Origin of the sequence: Hyphomicrobium sp. MC1 (assembly GCF_000253295.1) — a bacterium.
Taxonomy (GTDB): Bacteria; Pseudomonadota; Alphaproteobacteria; order Rhizobiales; family Hyphomicrobiaceae; genus Hyphomicrobium_B.
In genome coordinates this window covers 3649072-3675086 of sequence record NC_015717.1, presented here as the reverse complement: position 1 = coordinate 3675086, position 26015 = coordinate 3649072, and the positions used below count along the sequence as shown (strand labels likewise).

At 61.9% G+C, this 26015-nt stretch carries 25 protein-coding genes; 14 read left to right on the top strand and 11 right to left on the bottom strand.

Translation table 11 applies throughout. From position 1 onward, the window contains the following. Nucleotides 1-12 precede the first annotated feature (12 nt). Complete coding sequence (bfr, locus tag HYPMC_RS17745) at nt 13-501, bottom strand: bacterioferritin (protein ID WP_013949443.1); 489 nt, start codon at nt 499-501, stop codon at nt 13-15. 153 nt (nt 502-654) lie between these two features. Then, entirely contained in the window at nt 655-990 is a 336-nt protein-coding gene (locus HYPMC_RS17740; protein WP_013949442.1) for a bacterioferritin-associated ferredoxin, read from the bottom strand. 316 nt (nt 991-1306) lie between these two features. Here HYPMC_RS17740 and HYPMC_RS17735 point away from each other — a divergent pair, with 316 nt between their 5' ends. Further along, on the top strand, nt 1307-2599 hold the full coding sequence (locus HYPMC_RS17735; RefSeq protein WP_013949440.1) for a sugar MFS transporter: 1293 nt from the start codon (nt 1307-1309) through the stop codon (nt 2597-2599). 72 nt (nt 2600-2671) lie between these two features. Next, complete coding sequence (locus tag HYPMC_RS17730) at nt 2672-3232, top strand: DUF2239 family protein (RefSeq protein WP_013949438.1); 561 nt, start codon at nt 2672-2674, stop codon at nt 3230-3232. A gap of 4 nt (nt 3233-3236) precedes the next feature. Here HYPMC_RS17730 and rsmD read toward each other — a convergent pair whose 3' ends face one another. Together rsmD and HYPMC_RS17720 are read right to left on the bottom strand one after the other, a co-directional pair. After that, nucleotides 3237-3803: a 16S rRNA (guanine(966)-N(2))-methyltransferase RsmD gene (gene rsmD / locus HYPMC_RS17725; RefSeq protein WP_013949437.1), complete on the bottom strand. Its 567-nt coding sequence runs from the start codon at nt 3801-3803 to the stop codon at nt 3237-3239. Continuing rightward, on the bottom strand, nt 3800-4597 hold the full coding sequence (locus HYPMC_RS17720; protein ID WP_024276384.1) for a pseudouridine synthase: 798 nt from the start codon (nt 4595-4597) through the stop codon (nt 3800-3802). The genes rsmD and HYPMC_RS17720 overlap by 4 nt, the downstream gene beginning before the upstream one ends. A gap of 197 nt (nt 4598-4794) precedes the next feature. Here HYPMC_RS17720 and HYPMC_RS17710 point away from each other — a divergent pair, with 197 nt between their 5' ends. Then, the gene (locus tag HYPMC_RS17710) at nt 4795-5256 is read left to right on the top strand and encodes a nucleoside deaminase (RefSeq protein WP_013949435.1); all 462 of its coding nucleotides are present in this window, start codon (nt 4795-4797) and stop codon (nt 5254-5256) included. Between the two features lie 139 nt (nt 5257-5395). Here HYPMC_RS17710 and HYPMC_RS17705 read toward each other — a convergent pair whose 3' ends face one another. Both HYPMC_RS17705 and purD read right to left on the bottom strand, forming a co-directional pair. Next, a complete protein-coding gene (locus HYPMC_RS17705) occupies nt 5396-6376 on the bottom strand; it encodes a patatin-like phospholipase family protein (RefSeq protein WP_013949434.1) in 981 nt (326 codons plus the stop codon). A 23-nt stretch (nt 6377-6399) separates the two neighbouring features. Then, nucleotides 6400-7677: a phosphoribosylamine--glycine ligase gene (gene purD / locus HYPMC_RS17700; protein ID WP_013949433.1), complete on the bottom strand. Its 1278-nt coding sequence runs from the start codon at nt 7675-7677 to the stop codon at nt 6400-6402. Nucleotides 7678-7770: 93 nt separating this feature from the next. On the opposite strand from purD, the gene xseA reads away from it, so the two are divergent. Both xseA and HYPMC_RS17690 read left to right on the top strand, forming a co-directional pair. Continuing rightward, nucleotides 7771-9249: an exodeoxyribonuclease VII large subunit gene (xseA, locus tag HYPMC_RS17695; protein ID WP_024276382.1), complete on the top strand. Its 1479-nt coding sequence runs from the start codon at nt 7771-7773 to the stop codon at nt 9247-9249. A gap of 91 nt (nt 9250-9340) precedes the next feature. Then, complete coding sequence (locus HYPMC_RS17690; RefSeq protein ID WP_013949431.1) at nt 9341-9586, top strand: DUF2093 domain-containing protein; 246 nt, start codon at nt 9341-9343, stop codon at nt 9584-9586. A gap of 108 nt (nt 9587-9694) precedes the next feature. Here the strand turns inward: HYPMC_RS17690 and lpxK are convergent, their stop codons facing one another. Both lpxK and HYPMC_RS23420 read right to left on the bottom strand, forming a co-directional pair. Beyond that, entirely contained in the window at nt 9695-10723 is a 1029-nt protein-coding gene (lpxK, locus tag HYPMC_RS17685) for a tetraacyldisaccharide 4'-kinase (RefSeq protein WP_013949430.1), read from the bottom strand. Nucleotides 10724-10726: 3 nt separating this feature from the next. Further along, a complete protein-coding gene (locus HYPMC_RS23420) occupies nt 10727-12730 on the bottom strand; it encodes a glycosyltransferase N-terminal domain-containing protein (RefSeq protein ID WP_013949429.1) in 2004 nt (667 codons plus the stop codon). Nucleotides 12731-12959: 229 nt separating this feature from the next. Between HYPMC_RS23420 and HYPMC_RS17675 the strand changes: the two genes are divergently transcribed. Continuing rightward, the gene (locus HYPMC_RS17675) at nt 12960-13700 is read left to right on the top strand and encodes a tyrosine-protein phosphatase (protein ID WP_013949427.1); all 741 of its coding nucleotides are present in this window, start codon (nt 12960-12962) and stop codon (nt 13698-13700) included. Nucleotides 13701-13733: 33 nt separating this feature from the next. Here the strand turns inward: HYPMC_RS17675 and HYPMC_RS17670 are convergent, their stop codons facing one another. From HYPMC_RS17670 to ubiA, 3 genes are all read right to left on the bottom strand, one after another. After that, nucleotides 13734-15545 (bottom strand): ABC transporter ATP-binding protein, encoded by a 1812-nt coding sequence (locus HYPMC_RS17670; RefSeq protein WP_013949426.1) that lies wholly within the window; start codon nt 15543-15545, stop codon nt 13734-13736. Further along, nucleotides 15542-15805: a DUF4170 domain-containing protein gene (locus HYPMC_RS17665; RefSeq protein ID WP_013949425.1), complete on the bottom strand. Its 264-nt coding sequence runs from the start codon at nt 15803-15805 to the stop codon at nt 15542-15544. Before HYPMC_RS17665 ends, HYPMC_RS17670 begins: the two co-directional genes overlap by 4 nt. A 270-nt stretch (nt 15806-16075) precedes the next feature. Continuing rightward, entirely contained in the window at nt 16076-17038 is a 963-nt protein-coding gene (gene ubiA / locus HYPMC_RS17660; RefSeq protein ID WP_013949424.1) for a 4-hydroxybenzoate octaprenyltransferase, read from the bottom strand. 122 nt (nt 17039-17160) lie between these two features. Here ubiA and HYPMC_RS17655 point away from each other — a divergent pair, with 122 nt between their 5' ends. The 8 genes from HYPMC_RS17655 to cobS all read left to right on the top strand — a co-directional run bounded on the left by HYPMC_RS17655 (nt 17161) and on the right by cobS (nt 25961). Next, the gene (locus tag HYPMC_RS17655) at nt 17161-17907 is read left to right on the top strand and encodes a 16S rRNA (uracil(1498)-N(3))-methyltransferase (RefSeq protein WP_013949423.1); all 747 of its coding nucleotides are present in this window, start codon (nt 17161-17163) and stop codon (nt 17905-17907) included. 100 nt (nt 17908-18007) lie between these two features. Next, a complete protein-coding gene (locus HYPMC_RS17650; protein WP_041300348.1) occupies nt 18008-19390 on the top strand; it encodes a glutamate--cysteine ligase in 1383 nt (460 codons plus the stop codon). Between the two features lie 153 nt (nt 19391-19543). Further along, nucleotides 19544-19903 (top strand): hypothetical protein, encoded by a 360-nt coding sequence (locus HYPMC_RS17645; protein WP_024276378.1) that lies wholly within the window; start codon nt 19544-19546, stop codon nt 19901-19903. A 150-nt stretch (nt 19904-20053) separates the two neighbouring features. After that, nucleotides 20054-21526 (top strand): FAD-binding oxidoreductase, encoded by a 1473-nt coding sequence (locus tag HYPMC_RS17640; protein ID WP_013949420.1) that lies wholly within the window; start codon nt 20054-20056, stop codon nt 21524-21526. A gap of 13 nt (nt 21527-21539) precedes the next feature. Further along, nucleotides 21540-22763 (top strand): FAD-binding protein, encoded by a 1224-nt coding sequence (locus HYPMC_RS17635; protein ID WP_013949419.1) that lies wholly within the window; start codon nt 21540-21542, stop codon nt 22761-22763. 26 nt (nt 22764-22789) lie between these two features. After that, a complete protein-coding gene (gene glcF, locus HYPMC_RS17630) occupies nt 22790-24154 on the top strand; it encodes a glycolate oxidase subunit GlcF (protein WP_013949418.1) in 1365 nt (454 codons plus the stop codon). After that, entirely contained in the window at nt 24151-25197 is a 1047-nt protein-coding gene (gene cobT, locus HYPMC_RS17625; protein ID WP_013949417.1) for a nicotinate-nucleotide--dimethylbenzimidazole phosphoribosyltransferase, read from the top strand. Before glcF ends, cobT begins: the two co-directional genes overlap by 4 nt. Next, entirely contained in the window at nt 25194-25961 is a 768-nt protein-coding gene (gene cobS / locus HYPMC_RS17620) for an adenosylcobinamide-GDP ribazoletransferase (RefSeq protein WP_013949416.1), read from the top strand. The genes cobT and cobS overlap by 4 nt, the downstream gene beginning before the upstream one ends. Nucleotides 25962-26015 lie beyond the last annotated feature (54 nt).

Genomic DNA, 26015 nt, shown 5'->3' with positions numbered 1-26015 from the left:
AGCGCCAACTTATCAGTGATCGTCGTCGCTTGCGGGCTCAGCATTGAGCTGGCCGTAGTTCTCGACACCAATCTTGGAGAGAAGGTCGAGCTGCGTTTCGAGGAAGTCGATGTGACCTTCTTCGTCCTTCAGAAGGTCCTCAAACAGCAGCATCGTGACGTAGTCGCCGACGTCGCGGCAGATCTCGCGCGATTTCTTGTAATGATCGCGGGCGATGTTCTCACCCTTGAGATCGCATTCCAGAACTTCTTTGAGGTTCTCGCCGATCATCAGCGGTGCGACGTGCTGGAGGTTCGGGTGGCCGTCGAGGAAGATGATGCGGTCGATCAGGCGATCCGCGTGCTCCATTTCCTCGATCGATTCCTTGCGCTCTTTCTTGGCGAGCTTCTTAAAACCCCAGTTGTCCAGGAGGCGATAATGCAACCAGTACTGGTTGATGGCGCCCAGTTCGAGCTTCAATGCCTCATTGAGACGGGTGATGACGTCTTTATTGCCCTTCATGGCGCCGCTCCGTGCCAAATGTTATCTCCGAATGCTTCCGTCCTGGAAATCCAGAAACATTCTAAAGTAGACAACTAGCGGATTAGAACGAGTTTAACCAGAGGCTTGCGAGATTTCTCGCGCCTTTGCAAAGGCACCAAATTTTTCAGAGTGTTACGCGACCGCGCGGCGTCTCTGCGCACGACGTTCTGCAATTTCCGCGTCGATCCGGCGCTGGCGGCGCTCACGGCGCTCTTCGATGCGGATAAGGCGTGCGCGCGCTTCAGCCAGTGCAAACGGACAGATGCGTGTGGTCGTCTCAAGCCGGTCCATGGCGGCATAAATGGCCGAAACCGTCAGCGGCGCGCAGCGGCAGCAGTTCATCTTCTTGTTGAGATGGCGAAAAACCACGCCAGGAGTCGGCAGAATGGCCGGACCCGTGCTCATGATTTCGGAAACCGCAACATCAATGTCGCGATCAGTGATTACGGCGCACGAACAAACGATCAATTGCGGCTCCAATCAAACGGGGTTCAAGGCCCCGGCATCGGATACCCAGTCGGGTTATCAGCTAGTAGTTTTCAGAAAAAGTATACTTTCGTCAAGCACCCTTTTTCATGCGTTCGACATAGTACGCCAGTTCGTGAAAATCAAAAGCTTCCGTACAGAAATGCGTGCATTTTCGCGCTTTCGATAGGTGCGGCGCCGCGTCGCCGGATCTGCTAACTTTGACGGGGAAATGGGGATTCTCAAGTTGCTGCCATGTCTTAGCGCTACGCCCTGGTGAATGGCGTCGGCGTAGCAAAAGGGGCCTTTGGAGTGGGATTTGAATAACAGGAGTCCGGAGATATCCCCAGACGGCAGCACTGGCGGCGTCAGAGGTATCCTGACGATCGGCCTGCTGTTCTTCATCTTCGGGTTCGTGACGTGGCTGAATGGCCCGCTCATCACTTTCGTCAAACTCGCCTTCACCCTCGACGACGTCAACGCTTTCCTCGTGCCGATGGCGTTCTATCTGTCGTATTTCTTCCTGGCGCTGCCCGCGTCCGCCATTCTGAGGCGCACGGGAATGAAACAGGGGATGGCGCTCGGCCTCTACATCATGGCGGCGGGCTCGGTGCTGTTCGGTCAATTCACGACGATGCGCGATTATCCCGGTGCGCTGGCAGGGCTGTTTATCACCGGCGCGGGCCTATCGCTGTTGCAGACGGCGTCGAACCCCTACGTCTGCATCATCGGTCCGCATGAAAGCGCCGCGCGACGGATTGCAGTGATGGGCATCTGCCATAAGTTCGCTGGCGTCATCGCGCCGTTCATCTTCGCGGCGCTCGTGCTGAAAGACGTCGAGACATTCGACACCGACGTCGCCAAGGCGCCGACACATGAGGCGCGAGAAGCCCTTCTGGATGCCTTCGCCGCGCGCGTCCACGCACCTTATCTGTTGATGGCGCTGATGCTCGCGCTACTCGGTGTTTGGATTGCGCGCTCGAAATTGCCGGATGTCCGGCCGGAACCCGCAGTCAACAGCGGAGAGATGCGCAGCGTCTTTGCCGTCCCGCATCTCTGGCTCGGCGTGGTGTGCCTGTTTCTCTACGTCGGCGTCGAGGTGATGGCGGGTGACGCTATCGGCCTCTACGGCGCGGGCTTCGGCCTGCCCATCTCGGCGACGCGGCTGTTCACATCATACACGCTCTTCGCGATGCTGATCGGTTATGTCGCCGGTCTGCTCGTCATTCCGCGCTTCATTTCGCAGCAAAGCTATCTGGCGGTGTCGGCTGCGTTGGGTGTCATCCTGACGGTCGGTGCGTACCTGACCAGCGGTTACACATCCGTCGCCTTCATTGCCGCGCTGGGCTTCGCCAACGCCATGATGTGGCCTGCGATCTTCCCGCTTGCGATCCGCGGTCTCGGCAGCCACACCGAAACCGGCTCGGCCTTCCTCATCATGGCGATCTCGGGCGGCGCGCTGATGCCCTACGCGTTCGGTCTGCTGAAGGAGCACGTCGATTTTCAGCTGGCGTACCTGCTGCTCGCCGTGCCGAGCTACCTCTACATCCTGTTTTACGGCGTGGCCGGATGGCGGGCGAAATCCGCAGCGTCGTTAGCCCAACCCATTTAATTTTATCCGGATATATTGACGGCAGTTTTAATCCGGGTAATATTCGGCCCAATCGCAATTGGGAATACCGAAATGACTGACTCCTTCAGCGCCTTTGACGGCAGCCGCCGCTTTGCGTCCGGCACGCGCGCCTGCGTAATCAAAGCCATCAAGAAGCACCTCGAACGCCAGCCGCACGCGTCGTTGCTCGTCTTCGATGATGCCACCGGCAATCAGACCGATTTCGATGTGCGCGACAGCGGCGAGCAGCCCGCTGCAACTCCGCCGTCGGCACCGGCGGCTGACATCAGCCGCGGACCGGGCCGCCCGAAGCTCGGCGTCGTCGCCCGCGAGGTGACGCTGCTGCCGCGGCATTGGGATTGGCTCGCCAAACAGCCGGGCGGCGCGTCGGTTGCAATCCGCAAACTCGTCGACGAGGCGAGGCGCACCACGGCGGCCACCGAGACGCCGCGCGTGGCACGGGAGCGCGTCTATCGCTTCATGTCGGCGATGGCGGGTAATCTGCCGGGCTTCGAAGAAGCGAGCCGCGCGCTTTTCGCTGGCGACGCAGACCGCTTCGCGGCGCAGATCGAAAGCTGGCCCAAAGACGTCCGCGCGTATGCGCTTGGACTGGCCGAAGGCGCATTCGCCTGACGGATCACGCCGCCGCTGCGAACTTCAAAAATCGCACGTCGGTGTCGCCGTAGGTCCGCGTATCGAGCAGTTCGAACGCCGCCGGAATAGCAACGTCCGTTCCGGCGCGTTCTTCCAGCATGCAGATTGCCCCGGGCGTCAGCCATTTGCCCTCGGCAAGTCCGGCTAGCGCTTTCTCGCCAAGGCCTTTGCCGTAAGGCGGATCGAGAAACGCGAGCTCGTACGGCTCCATATTGCCGGCTGGCCCGAGATCGGTCGCATCGCGCCGGAAGATGCGCGTCTCGCCAGTGAGGCCCATGGCTTCGACGTTCTTGCGGATCAGCGCCCTGGCGTCCGGTGCGTCCTCGACGAACAGGCAATACGCTGCCCCGCGCGACACGGCCTCGATGCCGAGCGCGCCCGTTCCGGCGAAGAGATCAATCACGCGCGCGCCGTTCAGCGAAAAACCCTCGATGCCGTGGGTCAAAATGTTGAAAACACTCTCGCGCACCCGGTCGGACGTCGGACGAATGCTCATATCGTCCGGCGCCTGCAAAGCCCGGCCTCGAAACCGTCCGGCGACAACTCTCATCTGTCGTCGGCCTCGCTCGCCGCCTTGCCGCGTGCGTGGCGTTCTTTGCGCTGTGCCTGGCTTTCCGACAGCCCGAGTGCTTCGGACGTGCGCGGTCCGAGCTGTGCGATCAGCACCTTGCGGCGAACGGCTTCGACGGCCCCCGGCTGTAGATCGAGAAGCTGAAACGGCCCGAACGAGACGCGGATCAGCCGGTTCACCGTCAAGCCCAGATGCGAAAGCACGTTGCGCACTTCGCGGTTCTTGCCTTCGCGGATCGCAATCGTCAGCCACGTATTGGCGCCTTGCACGCTATCGACCTGCGCTTCGACCGGGCCGTAGTTCACGCCGTCGATGGTGACACCGTCCTTAAGTTTGGCGAGATCGTCGGGCGAAACGCGGCCTTTGGCGCGAACCCGGTAGCGCCGCACCCAGCCATTTGCCGGAAGCTCCAGATGCCGCGCCAGCGCGCCGTCATTGGTTAAGAGCAGCAACCCTTCCGTATTGAAATCGAGCCGCCCGACGGAGATCACGCGCGGCATCTCGGGAGGCAGCTTGTCGAACACCGTCGGGCGGCCTTCCGGGTCCGAATGCGTCGTGACGATGCCCTTCGGCTTGTGGTAACGCCAAAGCTGCGGCGGCTCGGCGCTGGGCAGCGGCTTGCCGTCGACGATCACCTTGTCGCCGGGTTTGACTTCAATGGCCGGCGTCTTCAGCAGCTTGCCGTTGACGCTGACGCGCCCATCGGCGATCCAGCGTTCGGCCTCTCGGCGCGAGCAGAGCCCTGCACGCGCCATCGCTTTTGCGATGCGCATCGGCCCGTCGCGGTTCGCGGGGGGAGGCACGGTGGCCGGTTCCGGCGGCTTGGAGCGCTTTGGCCCGGATTGTCTCGGGCCAGACGCTTTTGGCTCCGACGCTTTTGGGCCGGACGGTTTCGGTCCGGAGGGTTTGGGCCTGGATCGTGGTGCGTTGGACATCATCACATTCGAGCTATGAGGAGCGAAGCGAGCTTATGACATCGAAGGACGCCGTAAGCCATATGGCACGCGCGCTTTCCGAAGCGGAAGCCGCAGCCGCGCGCGGCGAGGTGCCGATTGGCGCCGTCATTGTCTCGCCCGACGGTCGCATTCTCGCCAGCGCAGGCAATCGCACCCGCGAGCTGAACGACCCGACCGCCCACGCCGAAGTGCTCGCCATCCGCGCCGCCTGCGCCGAATTGGCCGATGAACGCCTTATCGGCTGCAGCCTTTACGTTACGCTCGAACCCTGTCCGATGTGCGCCACGGCGATCTCCTTCGCACGCGTGAAGCGGCTCTATTACGCCGCCAGCGACCCCAAGGGCGGCGGCATCGAGCAGGGGGCGCGTATCTTCAGCCAGCCCACGTGCCATCACGCCCCCGAAATTTACCCCGGCCTCGCCGAGGCCGACGCGAGCGCGCTACTGAAAGACTTCTTCGCCGCCCGGCGTGATTGAGGCGTCTTTTGTCTCCATGTCCCACCGTCATGCCGACGAAGGTCGGCACCCAGTCAAGTATCCGCAGGGCGGTGTCTCGATTTGTCTGGATCCCGGCCTGCGCCGGGATGACGGTGTTGAAGCGAGCTTTAGAGCTTTACTACTGTTCCTTGCGGACGCGCGGCAGCAGGCGGCGTTTTCGCCGTTCAGGACGCTGGATCGTGCGCACCTCGATGTCGCTGCCCTCAAGCACCGGCAGCGTCTCGACCGACAGCACGCGCGAAAGCTGTTGCTTCAGACGCTCTTTTGCGGGCTCGGCGGCAGTTAGGATATCGTCGCATTTGAGGAAATCGAGCACCTGGAACTGGCTGGTCCCCGAATAGATCAGAATGTCCGGCTGCCGCGTCTTGAGCTTCTCTTTGATGATCGTCCGCTCGAATAGAAACGCGCTCGAAAAGAGTGCCGAGAATGCCGTCGGCGCCACGCGCCTCGGATCAGGCACAGGAGCTCCGGAAACATCGATGGCGACGACGATATCGGCTTCGGGCAGCAACAGATCGAACGGCAGCGGGTTCGTAAGCCCGCCGTCGATCAATGCGCGGCCATCCTGAATGACGGGCTGAAAAATAACCGGGAGCGCCATGCTCGCCGCGACCGCCAGACGAAGTCGTCCATCGGTGAAGACCTTCTGCTCCTGATCGTAGAAATCGGACGCCACGATCTTCAGCGGAATTTCGCAGTCGGCGAATGTTTCCTTCACCTCATTCGGAAGGATCATGTCGAGCACGGCCAGCGGATCGAGAATGGCGTTGCGCGCGCCAAAAAGGTTCAGAAACTGCGAGAACGGCTGCGCGCGACGCACGAAAAGATCGCGAATGAGCCCAAACCGCTGGGAAAGAATATAGCGCGTGTGCTCACGCAAATCGCGGCCCGAAATGCCTGACGCATACGCTGCGCCGTAGACCGCGCCGATCGAGGTTCCGGCGATAACGTTCGGCCTGATCCCGAGTTCGTCGAAGGCTTCGAGCATGGCGATATGGGCAAGTCCGCGCGCCCCGCCGCCACCGAGCGCCAGCCCGATCGTCGGTTTGCGCGCAGGGAGCTTACCGTTGCCCGCCGAAGTTTCGAGTGTCTTCGCCATGCCCCGCTGTCGTCCGATCCCGCTTACGTCTTCTGGCGTTCCAAAGCACGCCAGCCGATGTCCCTGCGATAGAAACCGCCCGGCCAGTCAATCTTGGCGATCGCCGCATAAGCAGCGTCGCGCGCATCCTTCACGGTTTTGCCGCGCCCCGTCACGTTCAGAACGCGGCCGCCGTCGGCAATGACGCGGTCTCCGTCGCGGCGCGTCCCGGCGTGGAAGATTTCGACATTCGGAACGGCTTTTGCAAGATCAAGGCCTCTTATCTCGGTGCCTTTCTGCGGCGTGCCGGGATAGCCGTTCGCTGCCATCACGACCGTCAAAGCCGCGTCATCGCTCCAGCGCATATCGAAGGATTTGAGCACGCCGTCCGTCGTCGAGAGCAATGCGGCAAGCAGATCGGATTTGAGCCGCATCATCAAAACCTGCGTCTCAGGATCGCCGAAGCGGACATTGTATTCGATGAGCTTCGGCCCCGTTGCCGTAATCATCAGGCCCGCGAACAAAACGCCCTTGAACGGCATGCCGCGCGCAGCCATTTCCTTGACCGTAGGGTTGATGATCTCTGTCATGACGCGTTCGGTCATTTCAGTCGTCATGACGGGCGCAGGCGAATAAGCCCCCATGCCGCCCGTATTGGGGCCGGTGTCGCCGTCGCCGACACGCTTGTGATCCTGCGCCGATGCAAGCGGCAGCGCCGTGACGCCATCGCACAGTGCGAAGAAGCTCGCTTCTTCGCCGACCAGAAATTCCTCGATGACGACTTCGGCGCCCGCTGCACCGAATGCGCCTCCAAGACACGCTTCGACGGCCGCGTCGGCATCGGCGCGTGTTTCCGCAATGACGACGCCTTTACCGGCCGCAAGCCCGTCCGCTTTGATCACGATCGGAACGCTCTGCGATGCCAGATACGTTTTCGCCGCGTCGAGATCCATGAAACGGCCATAAGCCGCTGTCGGAATACCGGCTTTACGGCAAAGATCTTTGGTGAAGCCTTTTGACCCTTCGAGTTGCGCCGCGCTTTTCGTCGGCCCGAAATACCGGATGCCGGCATCACCGAGCGCGTCTCCCAATCCGGCCACGAGCGGCGCTTCCGGCCCGATCACCACGAGCTCGATGCGCTCATCGCGGCAGAATTCAATGATGCTGTCCTGGTTCGCAGGATCGAGCGGAATGCATTGCGCCACCTCAGCAATTCCGGCGTTGCCCGGTGCGCAGAAGAGTTTCGTCAAGAGGGGGCTCGCGCTCAACGCCCAGGCGAGCGCATGCTCGCGGCCGCCGGAGCCGAGAAGAAGGACATTCATCAGGTCGCCTGTTGCAATCCGGTTGTCAGTGTAGCATCCCCGTGTAGCATCGGCGGCGAAACAAGCAAGACTGCCAAAGAGAACGGTAAACTCTTGAATTCCATTCCAAACACGCGCGAATCCCGTTCCGGCGCTAATGCGCCCGAATTTTCCGTTTCCGAGCTGTCAGGCGCCATCAAGCGCGCGCTGGAAGAGGGTTTTGGCTATGTGCGCCTTCGCGGCGAAATTTCGGGCTATCGCGGGCCGCACGCGTCCGGCCACTGCTATTTTGCCCTAAAGGATGACAAAGCGAAGATCGAGGCCGTCGTCTGGAAGGGCACGTTCGGCCGCCTGCGTTTCAAGCCGGAAGAAGGCATGGAAGTCGTCGCGCAAGGCAAGATCACGACGTTCCCCGGCTCATCGAAATATCAGATCGTCATTGAAGCGCTGGAACCGGCCGGCGCTGGCGCACTGATGGCGCTCTTGGAAGAACGCAAGCGCAAGTTCGCCGCGGAGGGTTTATTCGACGAAGACCGCAAGCGCCCGCGTCCGTTTTTGCCGAAGATCGTCGGCATCGTGACGTCGCCGACCGGCGCCGTCATCCGTGACATGCTGCACGGCTTCAACGAGCGTTTCCCGACGCGTGTCCTGCTTTGGCCGGTGCGTGTGCAAGGCGAAGGCAGCGCTGCGGAGGTCGCCGCCGCTATTCGTGGATTCAACGCCCTTGAAGCAGATGGCACCATCCCGCGCCCCGACGTGCTGATCGTCGCGCGCGGTGGCGGCAGCCTCGAAGATCTCTGGAGCTTCAACGAAGAGATCGTCGTGCGCGCCGTTGCCGAAAGCACAATTTCGCTCATCTCTGCTGTCGGTCACGAAACCGATTGGACCTTGATCGACCTCGTTGCCGACGCCCGTGCGCCGACGCCGACGAAGGCCGCCGAGTGGGCGGTGCCGAAGTATTCCGAGCTGATCGAAAACGTCGAAAAGCTGATGCTGCGCAAGCGGACAGCCGTGCGCCGTGCCATCGAGAGTGCCCGCACGCATCTGAAGGCCTCGGCACGTGGCCTGCCGAAGCTTCAGGATTTGGTCGCCTTGCCCCGGCAGCGTTTCGATGCCGCCGACCGCCGATTGTCACGCGCGCTGCTGGCCAACACCCGCGCCCATGCAACTAGGCTCGCCCGCGTCAGCGGCCGCCTGTCGCCTGCACCGATAGTTCAGAAGCATTCCAGATGTGCCGAGCGGCTCGATGGCCTGGAACGCCGCGCTGGACGGGCTTTACTCAATCGCGTCGCGGTGAGCCGCCGCGTTCTCGAAGGCCGTGCGGCGCTGCTCAAGTCCTTGGGCTATCAGAGCGTTCTGTCTCGCGGCTTTGCCCTCGTGCGCAATGAAGCCGGGCATATGGTGCGTCAAGCCGCCTCTCTCGTCGCTGGCGACGTTCTGAATATTGAGTTTTCCGACGGCCGGGTCGGCGCCACGGTAAACGGCTCCGACGTATCCTCCGCAACGCCTGACGTTTCCAATCCGACGTCGAGCAAAGTTAAAACGCCGCGACAAAAGTCGAGTGGGCGAGGCGGGCAAGGCTCACTATTTTAAAAGGCTTGAAGTAGATTATAGTTCGCATCCGCCCGGATTATCCGATTGCAGATGATATCGGCGGCAGAATGGGATCACGGCTCGGAAACGAATGAACCGCATCGAGAAATTTTTTGGTCTGCGCAACGAAGCTAAAATTCGCTATCTGGATGGCGAATTCGAAGTCCTGTCGCCCGGCGACTTCGTGCGCTGTGCCGTCACGGGTCAGCCGATCACCCTGCCGGATCTGCGTTATTGGAGCGTCGACGCCCAGGAAGCCTACGCCTCGCCGGAAATTTCGGTGCAGCGCTACCTTGAGCTGAAAGCCAAGGAAAACGACGACGCTCAGAACGGCTGAGCCAGCTTTCCAGTTTCTCCACCGTCGTCGTCCCGGCGCAGGCCGGGATCCAGGCAATCGAGATACCGCGCATGCGGATGCTTGACTGGGTGCCGACCTTCGCCGGCATTACCGCCCGAGCGCAGAGCGCAAGGATTGCCGCAAAATTTCAAGGCCGTCACCTTCGATCACCGTCGCAATGGCCAGCGTTTGCGAACGCTTTTTGAGATCGGCACAAAATCCTGAGCGACCACTAAGCCGGGCGAGATCCTTCTCGGTGGTCACAAGCATGGCGCCGAGACGCTCTCTATCATCGAGAAGACCGCGCGCCTCCGCCTCGCTGAACGGGTGATGATCGGTAAATGCCCGCTTTGCGACGACATCCGCGCCCGTCTGTTCCAGCGTCGAAAAAAACCGATCCGGATTGGCGATGCCAGCGAAAGCCACGACCCTTTGACCGCGAAAGCGCGCGGCGGTTTCGTCAGCTTGCGTCCGTGCGGCGATGATCGGCACATCCGTCAGCTTGCGGATCGTTCGCGCGGCGGGATTGTCGGCGTCCGCCGCGCCGCCCATCAGCATCACCAACTGCACCAGCGGTGCTTGCACGGCCAGCGGCGCGCGCAGCGGTCCGGCCGGAATAACGCGGCCGTTGCCAAATCCCCGTTGGGCATCGACGACGGCAATCGAAAGATCCTTCGCCAGCGCCGGGTTCTGCAACCCGTCGTCCATGATGATGACGGCATTGGCGGATGCCATCGCCTCGATCATCTTCGCGCCCTGACGGCGGTCGCGGGCGATGAAAGCCGGAAATGCGCGCGCGAGCAGCAACGGCTCGTCGCCAACGTCGTCGGCGCTATGATGTTCGGGATCGACGCGAAGCGGACCTTCAAGCTTGCCGCCGTAGCCGCGCGACAGAAACCGCGGCTCGCGGCCCTCGGCCGCGATCATCTTCGCCAGCAGCAACGCCAGCGGCGTCTTACCCGAGCCCCCTGCCGTGAAGTTACCGACACAGATGACGGGCAGCGGGGAGCGGTAAGGCCTGGCGTTAAGAATGCGTTGCCGTGCAATGGCGCCGACGATAGCGGCGATAGGCGAAAGCAGCGATGCTTTCCACGTTTCGCTCCGCCCGTACCACCATCTCGGTTCCGAGACGGGCACGGCTCAGGCCTGCTTCTTTTCGAGCAGAGGCTGAATGGCGCCGAGCGTTTTTGCCAGCGCGCCGCTCAGCGATTGCAGCGCAAGGTCGGCGCCGACGCGCATGCGTTTCGCCGCCGATTGGTCTTCGAGCAGCATCGTTACTTGCTTTGCGATGTCGTCGGACGAACGGACCTCGACCGCCCCCCCTTCGCGGAACAGAGCGGAATAAGCATCACGGAAATTATAGACGAATGGCCCCGTCAGTACGCACGACCCAAGCCGCACGGCTTCAATAGGATTTTGTCCGCCATGTTCCACCAGCGATCCGCCGACGAGCGCCACCGGCGAAATCGAATAGAACGCGCCAAGCTCGCCGATCGTGTCGGCAATATAGATCTCCGTGTCGCTCTCTGGTGCCGCCGAGCGCGTGCGAAGTTGCGTCCTGAGGCCAAGGCCGCCGAGCGTAGCGGCAAGCCCGCTGCCGCGTTCGGGATGCCGCGGCACGATGATCGTCAGCAGGCCGTCGATCTCGCGGCGGATCAGCGAATGTGCTGCAGCGATCATCGCGTCTTCGCCCGGATGCGTGCTCGCTGCGAGAAACAGCGGTCGTTGCCCGACAGCGTTGCGCAATGATGCCAGTGTGGCGGCATCAACAGGCGGCGGCGGTGCATCGATCTTGAGGTTGCCGGCCGTGATGACGTTCGGCGCGCCGAGCCATTTCACAGCGCGCGCGATTTGCGAGTTCTGCGCCAGCACGGCAGCGAAGCGCGAGAACAGCGGCCGTCCGACAGCGGCATATTTCCGCCAGCGGCGGATACTGCGCGGCGACATGCGCGCATTGACGAGCACCAGCGGAATATGACGCTCCGACGTGCCCAGAATGAGATTGGGCCAGATGTCCGATTCCGTGAAAATCGCCAGCGACGGCTTCCAGTGATCGAGAAAGCGCTTCACGTATTGCGGCACGTCGAGCGGCACGTATTGGTGCACGGCGCGCTCAGGCAGCCGGTTCGCGGCAATCTCGGCCGACGTCCTGGTGCCCGTCGTCAGCAGCACATGAACGTGCGGATTTGCCCCGAGAATGCTGTCGATCAACGGCAGGATGGCGTTCGTCTCGCCGACGCTCGCGGCATGTATCCACACGACCTGGCCTTCGGGCCGCGGCCTGCCTGCGAAGCCCAGCCGCTCGCCGCGCCGGTCCGGATCTTCCTTGCCGCGCTTGCCGCGCAAGTTCAGTAGCAGCGGCACGGCCGGCCGCAACACCGCCGTTCCAAGGCGATAGGTCTTCAGAGCCATCCCCGGCGCCGGAGGTGTTTCCGCAGCGAGCACATCGAGTGGCGTTGCCCGTGTGATATCGGCCCCCGCGAGTTCGTAAGCCCGTAGAGTAGCGGCATTGAGCGCAGTCTCCAGTTCGAGACGCTTGGCTTCCACATCCTCGTCCGTCGCTGTGCCCGGAACAATGATAGGATCACCGGCGACCGCTGCCAACCGCGAGAACGGCAGATTGATCGTCAGCCTGCTCCAGGTATCGAAGGATGCGAACCGATTTGTTGCCACCGCAATAGGCACGATCGGCCGTCCCGACATTTTCGCGATGGCGATGATGCCGGCGCCCGCCTCCCGCGCCGGTCCCGGCGGCACGTCCGCGGTCATGACGACCGACGAGCCGTCCAAAAGAGCCTGCAACGACGATCTGAGCGCCGATGCTCCGCCCCGATCCTTTTTTCGGTAGCCGGCGCCCGCGCCGCGAATCAGCTGAACGTCGATGGCCTGGAGCGTTTCGCTAATGATTTCCGCGTCGCCGTGGCGTGCGACCATTGCTGCAATTTTCACATTCTCCGGCCGCAGCGTTGCAACCATCATGAACTGGCCGTGCCAACACGCCGCAATGCACGGATGCGCCTCGCTAAGACGCTTCATCAGGTCCGGCGGTTCGTGGATAACGGTCGAGGATTTGGCAACGAGCCGAATGATACGAGCAGCGGTTTGTCCGCCTAGCCGCATAAGCTGCTTATTGATTTTGGCCATGCGAGCAGGGGCTGCCTTAATTGTGAGGTAAGCGGAAGGTTGTGCGCGACGCAGGACGTGGTTCTTCAAGCCCCTTGCAGCACGTTGCTATAGCGAATAACTAGCAAGTTCAATTGCGAACGGGCGTGGCTTTTTATGGCGTTTTGTAAACGAACATGATCCCCCGAGCCGTCGCTGGTGAAATTATAGAAGGGCTGCCCGCTAATCGGGAGCATCGAGACAACTCCTGATGGCAAGCCTCCTTAAGCAGGCAAAACGCGGATTGCGACGCAAGAGCGGTGCGCTATTGCATAATGCGGTGCACGCCTCGCCACCCTGGATGCGTTCCAGATTTGCGCCGGCGCTTTGTTACGCTGAGATGCTATTTATCGATTATGGCATCGTTCGCATCCTATATAACAATCGCCATCACATCTCCAAAGACGTCTGGCGTTCCGCACAACCTGCTCCGCACCACATTTCCTGGGCCGCGCGGCGAGGAATCCGAACTGTCGTCAATCTACGCGGGCCTGAGCAGTCTTTCGGGACGCGCTGGCTGGAGCAGCGGGCGTGCACGCGTCACGGCATCGCCCTCGCGGACTTGCGGTTGCGTTCGCGCGCCGCGCCGACGCGCGCCGAGTTCCAGTCGATCAAGGATCTGCTGGAAAAGGTCGAATTTCCGATTCTGGTGCACTGCAAGTCGGGTGCCGACCGCGCCGGCCTGATGAGCGTCATGGTGCGTCATATCCACGACGGTGTTCCGATTCGCGAAGCCGTTGACCAGCTTTCGTTTCGCTACGGACACATCCGGAGTGCCGACACCGGAGTGATTGATGCGGTCTTCGATCGTTATCTCGAAGCCGAGGCACAGACAGGCATCGGCTTCTGGGATTGGGTCAACACCGTTTATGACGCCCGCGAGGTCAGCACGACGTTCAAGGCGCGCGGCTGGGCCAACCGCCTCGTCAATGGCATCCTTCGCCGCGAGTAGCTTCGCGCCGACTGGCATCGGCATTATGCGATATCAATTGGCGATCATCGCCTGCGGACCGCTCGCCGAGCGGTTGAGCCGCGCATAAGAACCGTTTCGCGCAATCAATTCTGAATGCCTGCCGCGTTCGACGATGCGGCCGCCGTCCATCACGCAAATGACGTCGGCATTCTGTACCGTTGAAAGCCGATGCGCGATGACGAGCGTCGTGCGCGAGCGGGTGAATTTCGCCAGCGCTTCCTGCACGAGCTGCTCGCTCTCGTTATCGAGCGCGCTCGTCGCTTCGTCGAGCAGCAGGATCGGCGCATTCTTCAGGATCGCGCGCGCTAACGCCAAACGCTGACGTTGTCCGCCCGAAAGTCGGCTGCCGCGATCGCCGATGATCGTCTTGTAGCCGTCGGGCAGCGTCATGATGAAGTCGTGCGCGGCAGCGGCCTTCGCAGCTTCAATGATATCGGCCTCGCTCGCGCCGAGCCGCCCGAGGCGGATGTTCGCTTCGATCGTATCGTCGAAAAGCGTGATGTCCTGACTGACGATCGCGATCTGATCGCGCAGCGATTTGAGGGTGACATCCATGACGTCCTGGCCGTCGATCAGGATCTGCCCTTCAGTCGCGTCAAAGAGCCGGGGCACGAGGTTGATGATCGTCGATTTTCCGGCGCCCGAGCGGCCCACGAGCGCGATCGTCGATCCGCCCGGCACGTCGAGCGTGAACCCATGCACGGCCCGTTCCTCGGACGTCTTGTCGTAGGCGAACGAGACGTTGCGGAACGCGATTTCGCCTTTTGAAATAGCAAGCGTCTTCGCGCCGGGCTTGTCCGTGATCGACGGCAGTTCGTCGATGAGGCCGTAGAAACTTTCCGCGGCGGCAAGGCCTTCCTGCAGGCGCCCCGTTAAATTGCCGAGCGATTTGATCGGCTGCGCGGCCATCATTAGCGCCGTCACGAAACCCATGAAATCGCCGACCGAAGAGATGCCCTGCGAAATGCGCAAATATGCGAAGCCCACGACGCCCGCAATCGCAACGCCGCCCAGAACCTCAAGGATCGGATCCATCCTCGCCCGCGTCCGGACGGACTTCATCCGCAGCGAATAGATCTGCTCGAACATCGAATCGAGCCGGTCGGCGGCATAGTTTTCGAGCTGAAACGATTTGATCAGCCGGGCGCCGGAAAGCTTCTCAGTCAGCAGCGATGTCATGTCGCCGAGGCCACTTTGCGTCTGCTTGGCGACGCGACGCAGCCGATGACTGATCGAGGCAACGGGAATGGCGGCCAGCGGATAGACGCCCAACACGATGAGCGTCATCGCCCAGTCGAGATAGAGCATCGCAATGACGAGCGCGATGACCGAAAACGTATCGCGGAAGATCGAGTTCAGCGTCGCCGTCAGCGCGCTCTGAATGAAACCGATGTCGTTCGTCAGCCGCGACATAAGCCGCCCCGGCGTCTCGCGCGAGAGGCGCGCGAAATCGGCGTTGATGAGATGACGGAACGCCATCTTCTGCATGTCCGAGGTCATGCGCAGCACGAACCGGCTTGTCGCAACCGCCTGCAGAAACAGCAACGTCGCACGCGCGAGCGTGATTCCGACGATGGCAACCAGAACGTAGGGCAGGGCGCCGGGCTTGCCGCCCATCAACAGATCGAACGATTTCTTGATGACGCCCGGATAGCCGCCTGTGACGGCAGCGAGGCAGGTCGTGAGGAAAAGCGTCCAGGCGAGCTGCCAGCGACGCGGCCATACCCAATCGCGCACGAACCGCGCAAGCAGCGCGCGCGAGGCGGCATCGAGCCGGAGCTTCGGCCGCGGTTTCTTCTCGGCTTTCTTCAGGAGATCCGTCACGTCGCGGCAGTTGTCGGCTGTGAGAAGTCGAGCATCCGATGCAGCGGAACGACGAAATAGCGCATCATGGCGTTGTCGACGGAGCGCTGGGCCGCGCTTTTCCAGGCAGCGTAAGCTGACGGATAGTCGGGGAAGATGCCGACGACATCCAGACTGTCGGGTTCGCGGAATTCGTGGCCGTTCAGGGTTTTCAGTTCACCGCCGAACACGAGGTGCAGAAGCTGAGGCGCAGACTCGGGTGAAGATGTGGACTTGGACATGGACGGCTGTCGACTCCTGAAGGTTGCTCCCGCGAGATTCCTAGAAACCGCGTCGTTCCGGGACCGTCAACGGCGCAAACCGTCCGCCATGGCCCGGGAAAGTCGCGAATTCAGAATAAGTATTTGTTTACGCTATTTATTAAGCCGATCGGAAGAAAATTCTGCCAGGATAACGATCAATGCCCGTCTTGAGCGGCTCGAAAAGTCAACAGTGAGACCGAATAGCGCGGCGTGAGGTGTCCCTTCTCACGCCGCGTTATTTTTTTGCATTCAGCTAAGGCCCGCGAACCACGATAGGGCCATATCCGCGACAAGCCCCGCGAGCAGCGCCAGCCCGACGTCGCGATTGGACTTGAAGCGGCGCAGGCAGTTTGCCGGATCGCCGATATCGAGCGTCGAGACCTGCCACGACATTTGCAGGAAAACCAAAACCACGGCGAGGAAGTAGACGAGGTGGGCGCCCGCGAGTGCACCTGCAACGAGCCACATCACGCCCGCCAGCGCATACATGCCGCCGACGAAGGAAACCGTGTCCTCGCCGAACTTCAACGCCGTCGAGCCCAGCCCGAGCAGCGCGTCGTCTTCCTTGTCCTGATGCGCATAGATCGTGTCGTAACCGACCGTCCAGAACACGCAGCCCGCATAGAGCGCCAGGGCAGGCAGTCCGATTGAACCTTTGATCGCCGCCCAGCCGACGAGCGCTCCCCAGTTGAACGCCAGCCCGAGAACGATCTGTGGATAAGACGTCACCCGTTTCGCGAACGGATAAACGGCAACGATCAGCAGCGACGCGATCGCCAGCCAGATCGTGAAGCTATTGAACTGCACGAGCACGGCGAGGCCGACGAGGGCCGATATGATGATGAACGCAAGCGCAGCCGCCGGTGAGATCTGCCCGGACGCCAGCGGCCGGCTGGCCGTTCGTTGCACGCGGGCGTCGATATCGCGGTCGACGTAGTCGTTATAGGCGCAGCCCGAGGCGCGCATCGCCAGCGCACCGATGGCGAACAGCAGGACATAGGTGAGATCGGGATAGTGGTCGCCTGAGTTCACCTGCGCCAGCGCTTGCGACCAAAGGCAGGGGAAAAGCAGCAGCCACGTGCCGATCGGGCGATCGAATCGCCCAAGCCGAAGGAACGGCCGCCAGGATGCCGGAGCCCAGCGATCGACCCAGTTTTTCTGCGGTGCATCGGCAACACTTGCTGGCGGCTCGGGCGAAATCGCGGCACCCATCGTCAACTTCAGTTTCTCCTTAGCCTAATCCGCAAGACCTATCCGGCCTCCGTCATTGAAGCAACACGACCATCCGATTGCGATGAATTTGACTGCGCGCGCGGCTTCGATAAGACCGCACCATGGCCATCAGAGACTTGACCTCAGAACGACTGTTTGTTGACGCCGATCTCGCCCCAGGCGGGCGCGTCGAGCTGGAGCCCGCGCAAGCCCATTACCTGACGGCGGTTTTGCGGCTGAAGCTCGGCGCCCGGCTTTTGGTCTTCAACGGCCGGCACGGTGAGTGGGTTGCGAGCCTCAGCGAAACCCACAAGCGCGGCGGTGCTCTGACCGTCGACGACCAAGCGCGGCCGCAGGAAAGCGGCCCGGACGTCGATTATCTTTTCGCTCCGCTAAAGCGTTCCCGGCTCGATTACATGGTCCAGAAGGCAACCGAGATGGGGGTCGCTCGGCTGCGGCCTGTGATCACGGAGCGGACCATCGCCGAGAGGGTTAACAGCGAGCGGATGCAGGCCAACGTCATCGAGGCGGCCGAGCAGTGCGGCGTCCTTCGAGTACCAGAAGTTCAGACGCCAGTCAGGCTCGACGACGTTTTGGATGCCTGGGATGCCAGCCGACGCATCGTGTTTTGTGATGAGCAGGATCAGGAAAACGACCCTATTGCCACTCTGCAAAAGCTCGAACCGGGCCCGCTCGCCGTCCTGGTCGGCCCGGAAGGCGGGTTTTCGCCACGCGAGCGCGAGCGCCTCGTCAGCAAGACATTCGTGACGTCGCTGTCGCTCGGCCCGAGAATCATGCGCGCCGACACCGCTGCCGTCGCAGTTCTGGCGCTTGTCAATGCCACACTTGGGGATTGGCGCCGCGACTAGGGTGACGCAGCCGAACCTATTGCCGTCCCCCTCGCACCTCGCCATAAGGCTCAAGCTGCGGGTCTGCCCGCGTCGGAATAGGAAGCTGGGCCGCTCGGGCATGTCGACACGAGAACAAGGTGCTGCCAGCGCGGCGATTGAGACGCGCGACGATCTCGTGCGCTGGATCGCAGCGGGCGAGAAGCCGAAGGTCGATTGGCGTATTGGCACCGAGCACGAGAAATTCGTCTTTCGCACCGTCACGCTGAAGCCGGTGCCTTACGGCGGTTCGGATGGTATCCGCGCGCTGATGGAAGCGCTCATCCAGCGCTATGGTTGGGTCGCCATCAAGGAAGGCGACAACATCATCGCCTTGAAGCGGCCCGAGGGCGAGAAGGGCGGTACGATCAGCTTGGAGCCCGGCGGCCAGTTCGAGCTTTCCGGTCAGCCGCTCGAAACGCTGCATGAAACCGCGGACGAAACGGACGAGCACCTGCGCGAAGTCCTCCGCGTCGGCGAAGATCTCGCCATCGGTTTTCTCGGTGTCGGCTTCACGCCGAAGTGGCGCCTCGATGAGATCCCGATGATGCCGAAGAAGCGCTATAAGGTCATGGCGCACTACATGCCAACCGTCGGCAGCCGTGGTCTCGACATGATGTTCCGGACCGCGACCATTCAGGTGAACCTCGATTTCGCCTCCGAAGCCGACATGGTGAAGAAGCTGTGCGTCTCGCTGGCGCTGCAGCCAATCGCAACGGCACTGTTTGCGTCTTCGCCCTTCACCGAAGGCAAGCCGAACGGTTATCAGTCGATGCGTAGCGCCGTCTGGCTCGATACCGACAAGCGGCGCACCGGCATGCTGCCCTTCGCATTCGAAGACGGCATGGGCTACGAGCGTTACGTCGATTATGCCCTCGATGTGCCGATGTATTTCGTCTACCGCGACGGCAATTACATCGACGTCGCTGGGTCTTCGTTCCGCGATTTCATGGCGGGCCGCCTGAAGGGCTTCGAAGGCGAGCTGCCAACCATCGACGACTGGGCGGATCATCTCACCACGCTTTTTCCGGAAGTTCGCCTCAAACGTTTTCTAGAAATGCGTGGTGCGGATGGTGGACGCTGGGGGACGATTACCGCGCTTCCCGCGTTTTGGACCGGAATCCTTTATGACGAAGACGCGCTCGCTCAGGCCTGGGAGCTGGTTCGCGATTGGAGCGAAGAAGAACGCGAAGCTCTGCGTGTCGGCGTCCCGAAGACAGGGCTCGCGACCCCGTTTCGTACCGAGACGGTAAGGACGTTGGCGTTGCGGGTATTGCGCATTTCGCGCACCGGTCTCAAAAATCGGCGTCGCATCAACGCTAAGAATCAGGACGAAACGATCTATCTGGCACCGCTTGAGAAAATTGCCGGCAATGGCCAGACGGTTTCTGATGAGCTGCTTCGGCGCTATTCGGGGGAATGGCAGAACAATATTGATCATATTTTCGAAGAGCTTGCGTTCTGACCGCACCCCTCGACAGCGTGCGGTTCAGCGCGTGTTCATGGTCGGCGCATTAGCCTCCCCGGTTTGCTTAGGACCAGCCGCCCAGCACCTAGGCCAGGTTTGAGGAGGCGGTACGTGTCGCGGTTGCGGTTGGCATCGATGAGGATGGGGGGGATGGCTGTTCTGGCTGTCCTGATCTTCTTCGCCTTTGCCGGAAACGCAGCGAAGGCCGATCCTTGTGCCATAGCCTGCCGCTCGCAGCACAACGCCTGCCGCATGGCGACCAAGCTTTTGTATACGCCGCGCTGCGACGCACAACTGCAAGCCTGCATCAGCCAGTGTTTCTCCGCCGGGCGGTTCAATCGTGGCATTCGCGAAGGCCGCGGACCTGACGATTTCCGTGATCACCGCGGCCCTCCTCCGCCGCCGGAAATGAGGGAGCCGCCGGAGCGACGCGGCCCGCCACGCGATTTCCGCGACCCGAGAGGTCCGCGCTGGCTCGGCGGAACCGGGCGTTGGGGCAGCTTTCGCTGACCCATCAATGGCTGTGGTCGCTGGCGTGCGGCCATATTGCCGGTCGCGAACACACGTGCGAGGATGCTTAACGCTGTTGAGCGGCGCCGAACGGCTGTCGTCCGCGACCTCGAAACAGCACCCTGAAGACCAACGTGGAGACGAACGACGATGCCGCATATCGAGCTGCCTGAGCCCGATGCCGGCGTCATCCGCCGCTTGCCGATCCTGGTGGAAGGCTTGAAAGCGCGCGTCGGCAAAGACCTTCTGATCCTCGACGAGGAAGGCCGCCGCGCCTACGAGACGGATGCCTTCACCGCCTACCGCCGCGTGCCGATGCTCGTCGTGCTGCCGCGCACCACCGAGGAAGTCTCCAAGATCCTGAAGTTTTGCCACGAAAACGACGTCAAAGTTATTCCGCGCGGCGCCGGAACATCGCTCTGCGGCGGCTCGCTGCCGACGGAAGATTCCATCGTTCTCTGTATCTCGAAGATGAACCGCGTCATCGAGATCGACGGCGCCAATCGCATCGCGCGTGTCGAAGCCGGCATTACCAATCTGCAGATTACGGCGCAGGTCTCCAAGCAAGGTTTCTTCTATGCGCCGGACCCGTCGTCGCAATTGGCCTGTTCGCTCGCAGGCAACATCGCGATGAACTCTGGTGGTGCGCACTGCCTGAAGTACGGCGTCACGACGCACAACATTCTCGGCGTGAAGATGGTCCTGATCGACGGTACCATCGTCGAGATCGGCGGCACGACGCTCGAACGCAACGGCTATGACCTGTTGAGCTACGTCATCGGTTCTGAAGGTCAGCTCGGTGTCATAACCGAGGCGACGGTGAAGCTCGTCCCCGCACCGGAAGGCGCCCGTCCGATGATGATCGGCTTCCGCTCGCCGGAAGCCGCAGGCAGTTGCGTGTCGGCCATCATCGCCGCCGGCATCATTCCGGTCGCCATCGAATACATGGATCGCGCGGCCATCGAAGTTTGCGAAGCATTCGCGGGCGCCGGTTACCCGTTAGACGTCGAAGCTTTGCTCATCGTCGAGGTGGAAGGTTCCGAAAGTGAGATCGGCATCCTCTTGGGCCGCGTCGCCGAAATCGCAGCCCGCTTCGATCCCAAGACAGTCAAGATCAGCGCCGATCCCGAGCAAAGCGCCCGCATCTGGGCGGGCCGTAAGGCGGCGTTCGGCGCCATTGGCCGCGTCGCCGATTACCTTTGCATGGACGGCACCATTCCGCTCGGGCAGCTTCCGCACTGCTTGACGCGTATCAACCAGATCTGCGCCGAATACGGCCTGAAGGTCGCCAACATCTTCCACGCCGGTGACGGCAATCTGCATCCGCTCGTTCTCTACGACGCCAACGATCCCGAACAGGCCGACAAGGCCGAGCTGGCGGGAGAAGCTATCCTAAAGCTCTGCGTCGAACTCGGCGGCTGTCTCACGGGTGAACATGGCGTCGGCATCGAGAAGCGCGAGCTGATGGCGACGCAATTTTCGCAGACGGATCTGATGGTCCAGATGCGCGTTAAAACCGTCTTCGACCCGACGTGGCGGCTCAACCAGGCGAAGGTTTTCCCGCTCGCCTATACCGACGTCATGCGCGCCGGAAATGCCGCAAGCGCGCCCGAGGCCGCCTAGGAGATCATTGGCTGTGAGCGAACTTTGGCGTCCCGCCGCCGAGTGGGAATTGCAATCCATGATCGCCAAGCTCGTGCGCGAGCAGCGCGGCATCGAAGTCGTCGGTCATGGCGCGCTTCGCAACACCGGCCGAGTCGCGAAATCCGATGTCGTACTGACGACGTCGGGCCTGAAAGGCATCACGCTCTACGAGCCGACCGAACTCGTCATGTCGGCGCGCTCCGGCACGCCGCTTTACGAGATCGAAGCAGTGTTGGCGGCGCGCGGCCAGATGCTGGCGTTTGAGCCGATCGACCTCGGTCCGGCGACAGGGGCTCCAGGAGGCGCGCTGTCGATCGGGGGCGTCTTCGCCACGAACTTCTCTGGCTCTCGCCGTATTTCGGCTGGTAGCGCGCGCGATAACCTCTTGGGCGTGCGCGCCGTCAACGGTCGCGGCGAGCTGTTTAAGTCGGGCGGACGCGTGATGAAGAACGTCACGGGATTGGACGTCGCGCGCGGCCTGACCGGAAGTTGGGGCACCCTCGCCGTTATGACGGAACTGACGTTCAAGGTCGCGCCGATCCCACAAACGATGCAGACGTTGGCGTTTGTCGGCCTGCCTGACGATCTCGCCATCGAAGCGCTGAACGTCGCGCTGAGTACGCCGCTGGAGGTTTCCGGCGCCGTCCATCTTCCGAAGAACTGTGCCGCGCGCCTCCGAACGCCGAAGCTGAGAGGCCTAGACCAGTCATTGACGCTGCTACGACTTGAAACGTTTGCGGCCACCATCGATGAGCGCAAGGAAAAGCTGAAGGCTGCGCTCAAGGTCTACGGCGCGCCAGTCGAACTCGATTCCGAAGATTCGTTCGGTCTCTGGAGCGAATTTCGCGCGCTGTCGATCATGCCTTTCTCGACCGAGACCGCGTTGTGGCGTATTTCGTCATTACCGACGAAGGCCGCCGAGATCGTCTTCGCGATTCAGAAATTCATGCCAGCCGTTGCCTTCTACGATTGGTCGGGCGGCATGATCTGGCTGGAAGTCCCAGCCGCCGCCGACGCAGGCGCTGCCGACGTGCGCCGCGCCGTCGCCGTTCGCGACGGTCATGCAACCTTGATCCGCGCCGAACCCGAGGTTCGCAGCAGCGTCGACGTGTTCGAGCCGTTGAAGCCCGAGATCGAGCGATTGACACGTGGCATCAAGTCGGCGTTCGATCCTGCGGGCCTTCTCAATCGCGGCCGCATGTACGCCAGTTTCTAGAAAAATAAGCCCGGCAGTCAGGCGCGATGCAAACCAATTTCAAGCCAGAGCAACTCAACGATCCGGATGTGAAGGAGGCCGAGCGCATCCTGCGCCGTTGCGTCCATTGCGGTTTCTGCACGGCGACCTGCCCGACCTACGTCGTGCTGGGCGACGAACGCGACAGCCCGCGTGGCCGCATCTACGCCATCAAGGACATGCTTGAGAAAGGCCTCGACGCGAAGCCGGAAATCTCGACGCACATCGATCGCTGTCTTTCCTGCTTCTCTTGCATGACGACCTGCCCATCGGGCGTCGATTACATGCATCTGGTTGAAGTGGCGCGAAAGCATATCGAGAAGACCGGGCATCGTAGCCTGAAGGATCGCCTCATCCGCCGCGCCTTGACAGAAATCCTGCCGCATCCGCGCCGCTTCCGCTGGGCGTTGCGCGCAGCCCCGCTCGGCCGTCGTCTCGCGCCGACGCTGCGCAAGCTGAACTTTCCCGAACTCGCCGCGATGGTCGAGCTGGCGCCTCAGCAAAGCCCGAACGCCGGACGCTTCAAAGGTCCTGGCACAGCGTCGCCGACGGGGGTGCGCACCGGCCGTGTCATCATGCTTGCGGGCTGTGCTCAACAGGTGCTGCGGCCCGAGATCAACGACGCGACGATCCGGCTGTTTGCGCGTGGCGGCGTCGATGTCGTCGTCTCAGCGGGCGCGGCGTGCTGCGGCGCCTTGAGCCAGCACATCGGCCAAGAGGAAAAGGCGATCGCAGCGGCCAAGATCAACGTCGATGCCTGGAGCAAGGAAATCGCCAAGGGCGGCGTTGACGCCATCATCATCAACACGTCGGGCTGCGGCACGACGGTGAAAGACTACGGCCACCTGTTGAAGCACGAGCCCGACTACGCCGAGCGCGCCAAAACCATCTCGTCGATGACTAAGGACGTGACGGAATTCCTCGATCAGTACGACATCGGCGCTCCGAAGCGTTGGTCGAGCCTCAAGGTCGCGTATCACGCCGCCTGTTCACTGCAGCACGGTCAGCGCGTGACGACGCAACCGAAAGCGCTATTGAAGAAGGCTGGATTTACCGTGCTTGACGTTCCGGAAGCGCATCTATGTTGCGGCTCGGCGGGCATCTACAATATTGTTCAGCCGGAGATCGCAGGCGCGCTGCGGGATCGCAAGGCCGGTCACATCAAGTCGTTGAAGCCCGACGTTGTGGCGGCCGGTAACATCGGTTGCATCACGCAGCTCGGGACGGCTCTTGAGGTTCCGATCGTGCATACGATCGAGCTGCTCGATTGGGCGCACGGCGGCCCGGTTCCGCCAGGCCTCGAAGCGCTCGAAAAGTATTCGACAGACGTTCCGCAGCCGAAGAACACAGTTGAGGATTATATCGGCGCATGACCACCGCACCCCAAGTTATCAAATCCCGCGAGCTTTTAAGCGACAAGCTGAAGGCCCACATCCGCGGCAAAGCCAAGCCGGTCGGCTCGCTCGGGCGGCTCGAAGAACTCGCCCTGCAGATCGGCCTGATCGCCGGATCGACCGCGCCCGATCTCGGCAATGCAAAGATCGTGGTCTTCGCCGCCGATCACGGCATCGCGGCCGAAGGCGTGACGGCATATCCCTCCGTCGTCTCCCGCGAGATCGCGAAGTTCGTTCTCTTGGGCTCCGCTGGCGTCAACGTGCTCGCACGCGCGGCTGGCGTCGGCGTTGAACTCGTCGATGCCGGATTGCTCGAACCGCTGCCGCCGCATGAATTATTGACGGAGCGCCGCATCGGCTCCGGCACGAAAAACGCGCGCCGTGAACCCGCTATGTCGGTTGAAGAATGCACCGCTGCGCTCGACGCAGGCCGCATTCTCGATGCACGCCTAGGCACCGAAAATGTCGGCATCGTCGGCTACGGCGAAATCGGCATCGGCAATACGAGTTCGGCGTCGCTGATCGCACATGCCCTGACAGGCCTCGATCTCAGAACATTGGTCGGCCCCGGCGCAGGCGCGCCCGCCCTCGGCCTCGATCACAAATATCAGGTGCTGAAGGAAACGATTGATCGCGCCGCCATCGCACCATCGACTGAAGCGGGCCGCACCTTCGAGGTCCTCCGGCAGTTCGGCGGTTTCGAAATCGTCATGATGGCAGGCGCCATGACCGCGGCGGCACAAGCCGGCCGCGTCGTCGTTGTCGATGGCTTTATCTCGACGGCAGGCGCAATTGCCGCGGAAGCGCTTTATCCGGGCATGCTCGACAACTGTGTCTTCGCCCATTGCTCGGCTGAACCGGGCCACGCTGCATTGCTCCGTCATCTGCATGTTAAACCGCTGCTCGAACTAGAGATGCGGCTTGGCGAAGGGACAGGCGCGGCCCTTGCCGTGCCGATCATTCGCGGCGCGGAATTGATGCTGCGCGAGATGGCCGACCTGCCGGGCGAACATCCCGAATGATCGCGCATGAGGTTCGGTTCTTCCTCATCGCTCTGCAATTTCTGACGCGCATCCAGGTAAAGCAGATCATTCCTTTTCCGGAGGATTGGCTGCCGCGCTCGGCGAAATACATGCCGCTTGTCGGCGCGCTCATTGGCGCGACCGTCGGCCTTGTCATGCTCGCGGCTACTGCCGTTTTTCCGGCATCGGTCGCCGTCGTCATCAGCCTCGTCGCGTCGGTGCTGCTGACCGGCGCGTTGCATGAAGACGGACTTGCCGACACGGTCGACGCGTTCGGCGGCGGATCGAACGTCGAGCGCCGCCTCGAAATCATGAAGGACAGCCGCATCGGCACATATGGCGTGCTGGCGCTCATTGCCGTTCTCGCACTGAAAGGAACGTCGCTTGCCGCCATCGGGCCGGTCGCCGTTATCGGCGCGTTGATCACCTCTTATGCGGGTGGCCGCCTCGCCGCCGTGCTCGCGCTGGCATTTCTCCCTTATGCCGGCGGCGATAACGTCAAGGTCAGCCGCACGCCGGTCCGGATGACGCGCGGCGAACTCATCGTCGCGATCGTGACAGGGCTCGCCGTCGGGCCGTTCGTTATGAGTATCGCAGCTTTCTTCGCGGCAACCGTTGTCGCTTTCGCCGCCGCGGCCGTGATTGTGATCCTCGCGCAGCGCAAGATCGGCGGTTACACCGGCGACGTGCTGGGCGCCGTCGAGCAGGTCTATGAGACTGCGTTCCTGGCTGTTGCCGCTGCCGTAATCGCAGGCGCCGGCTGATCGTCTTGTCCGCCTCGCGCAGAACTGCTGATCCAAATTGGCACGAGGCAAAGC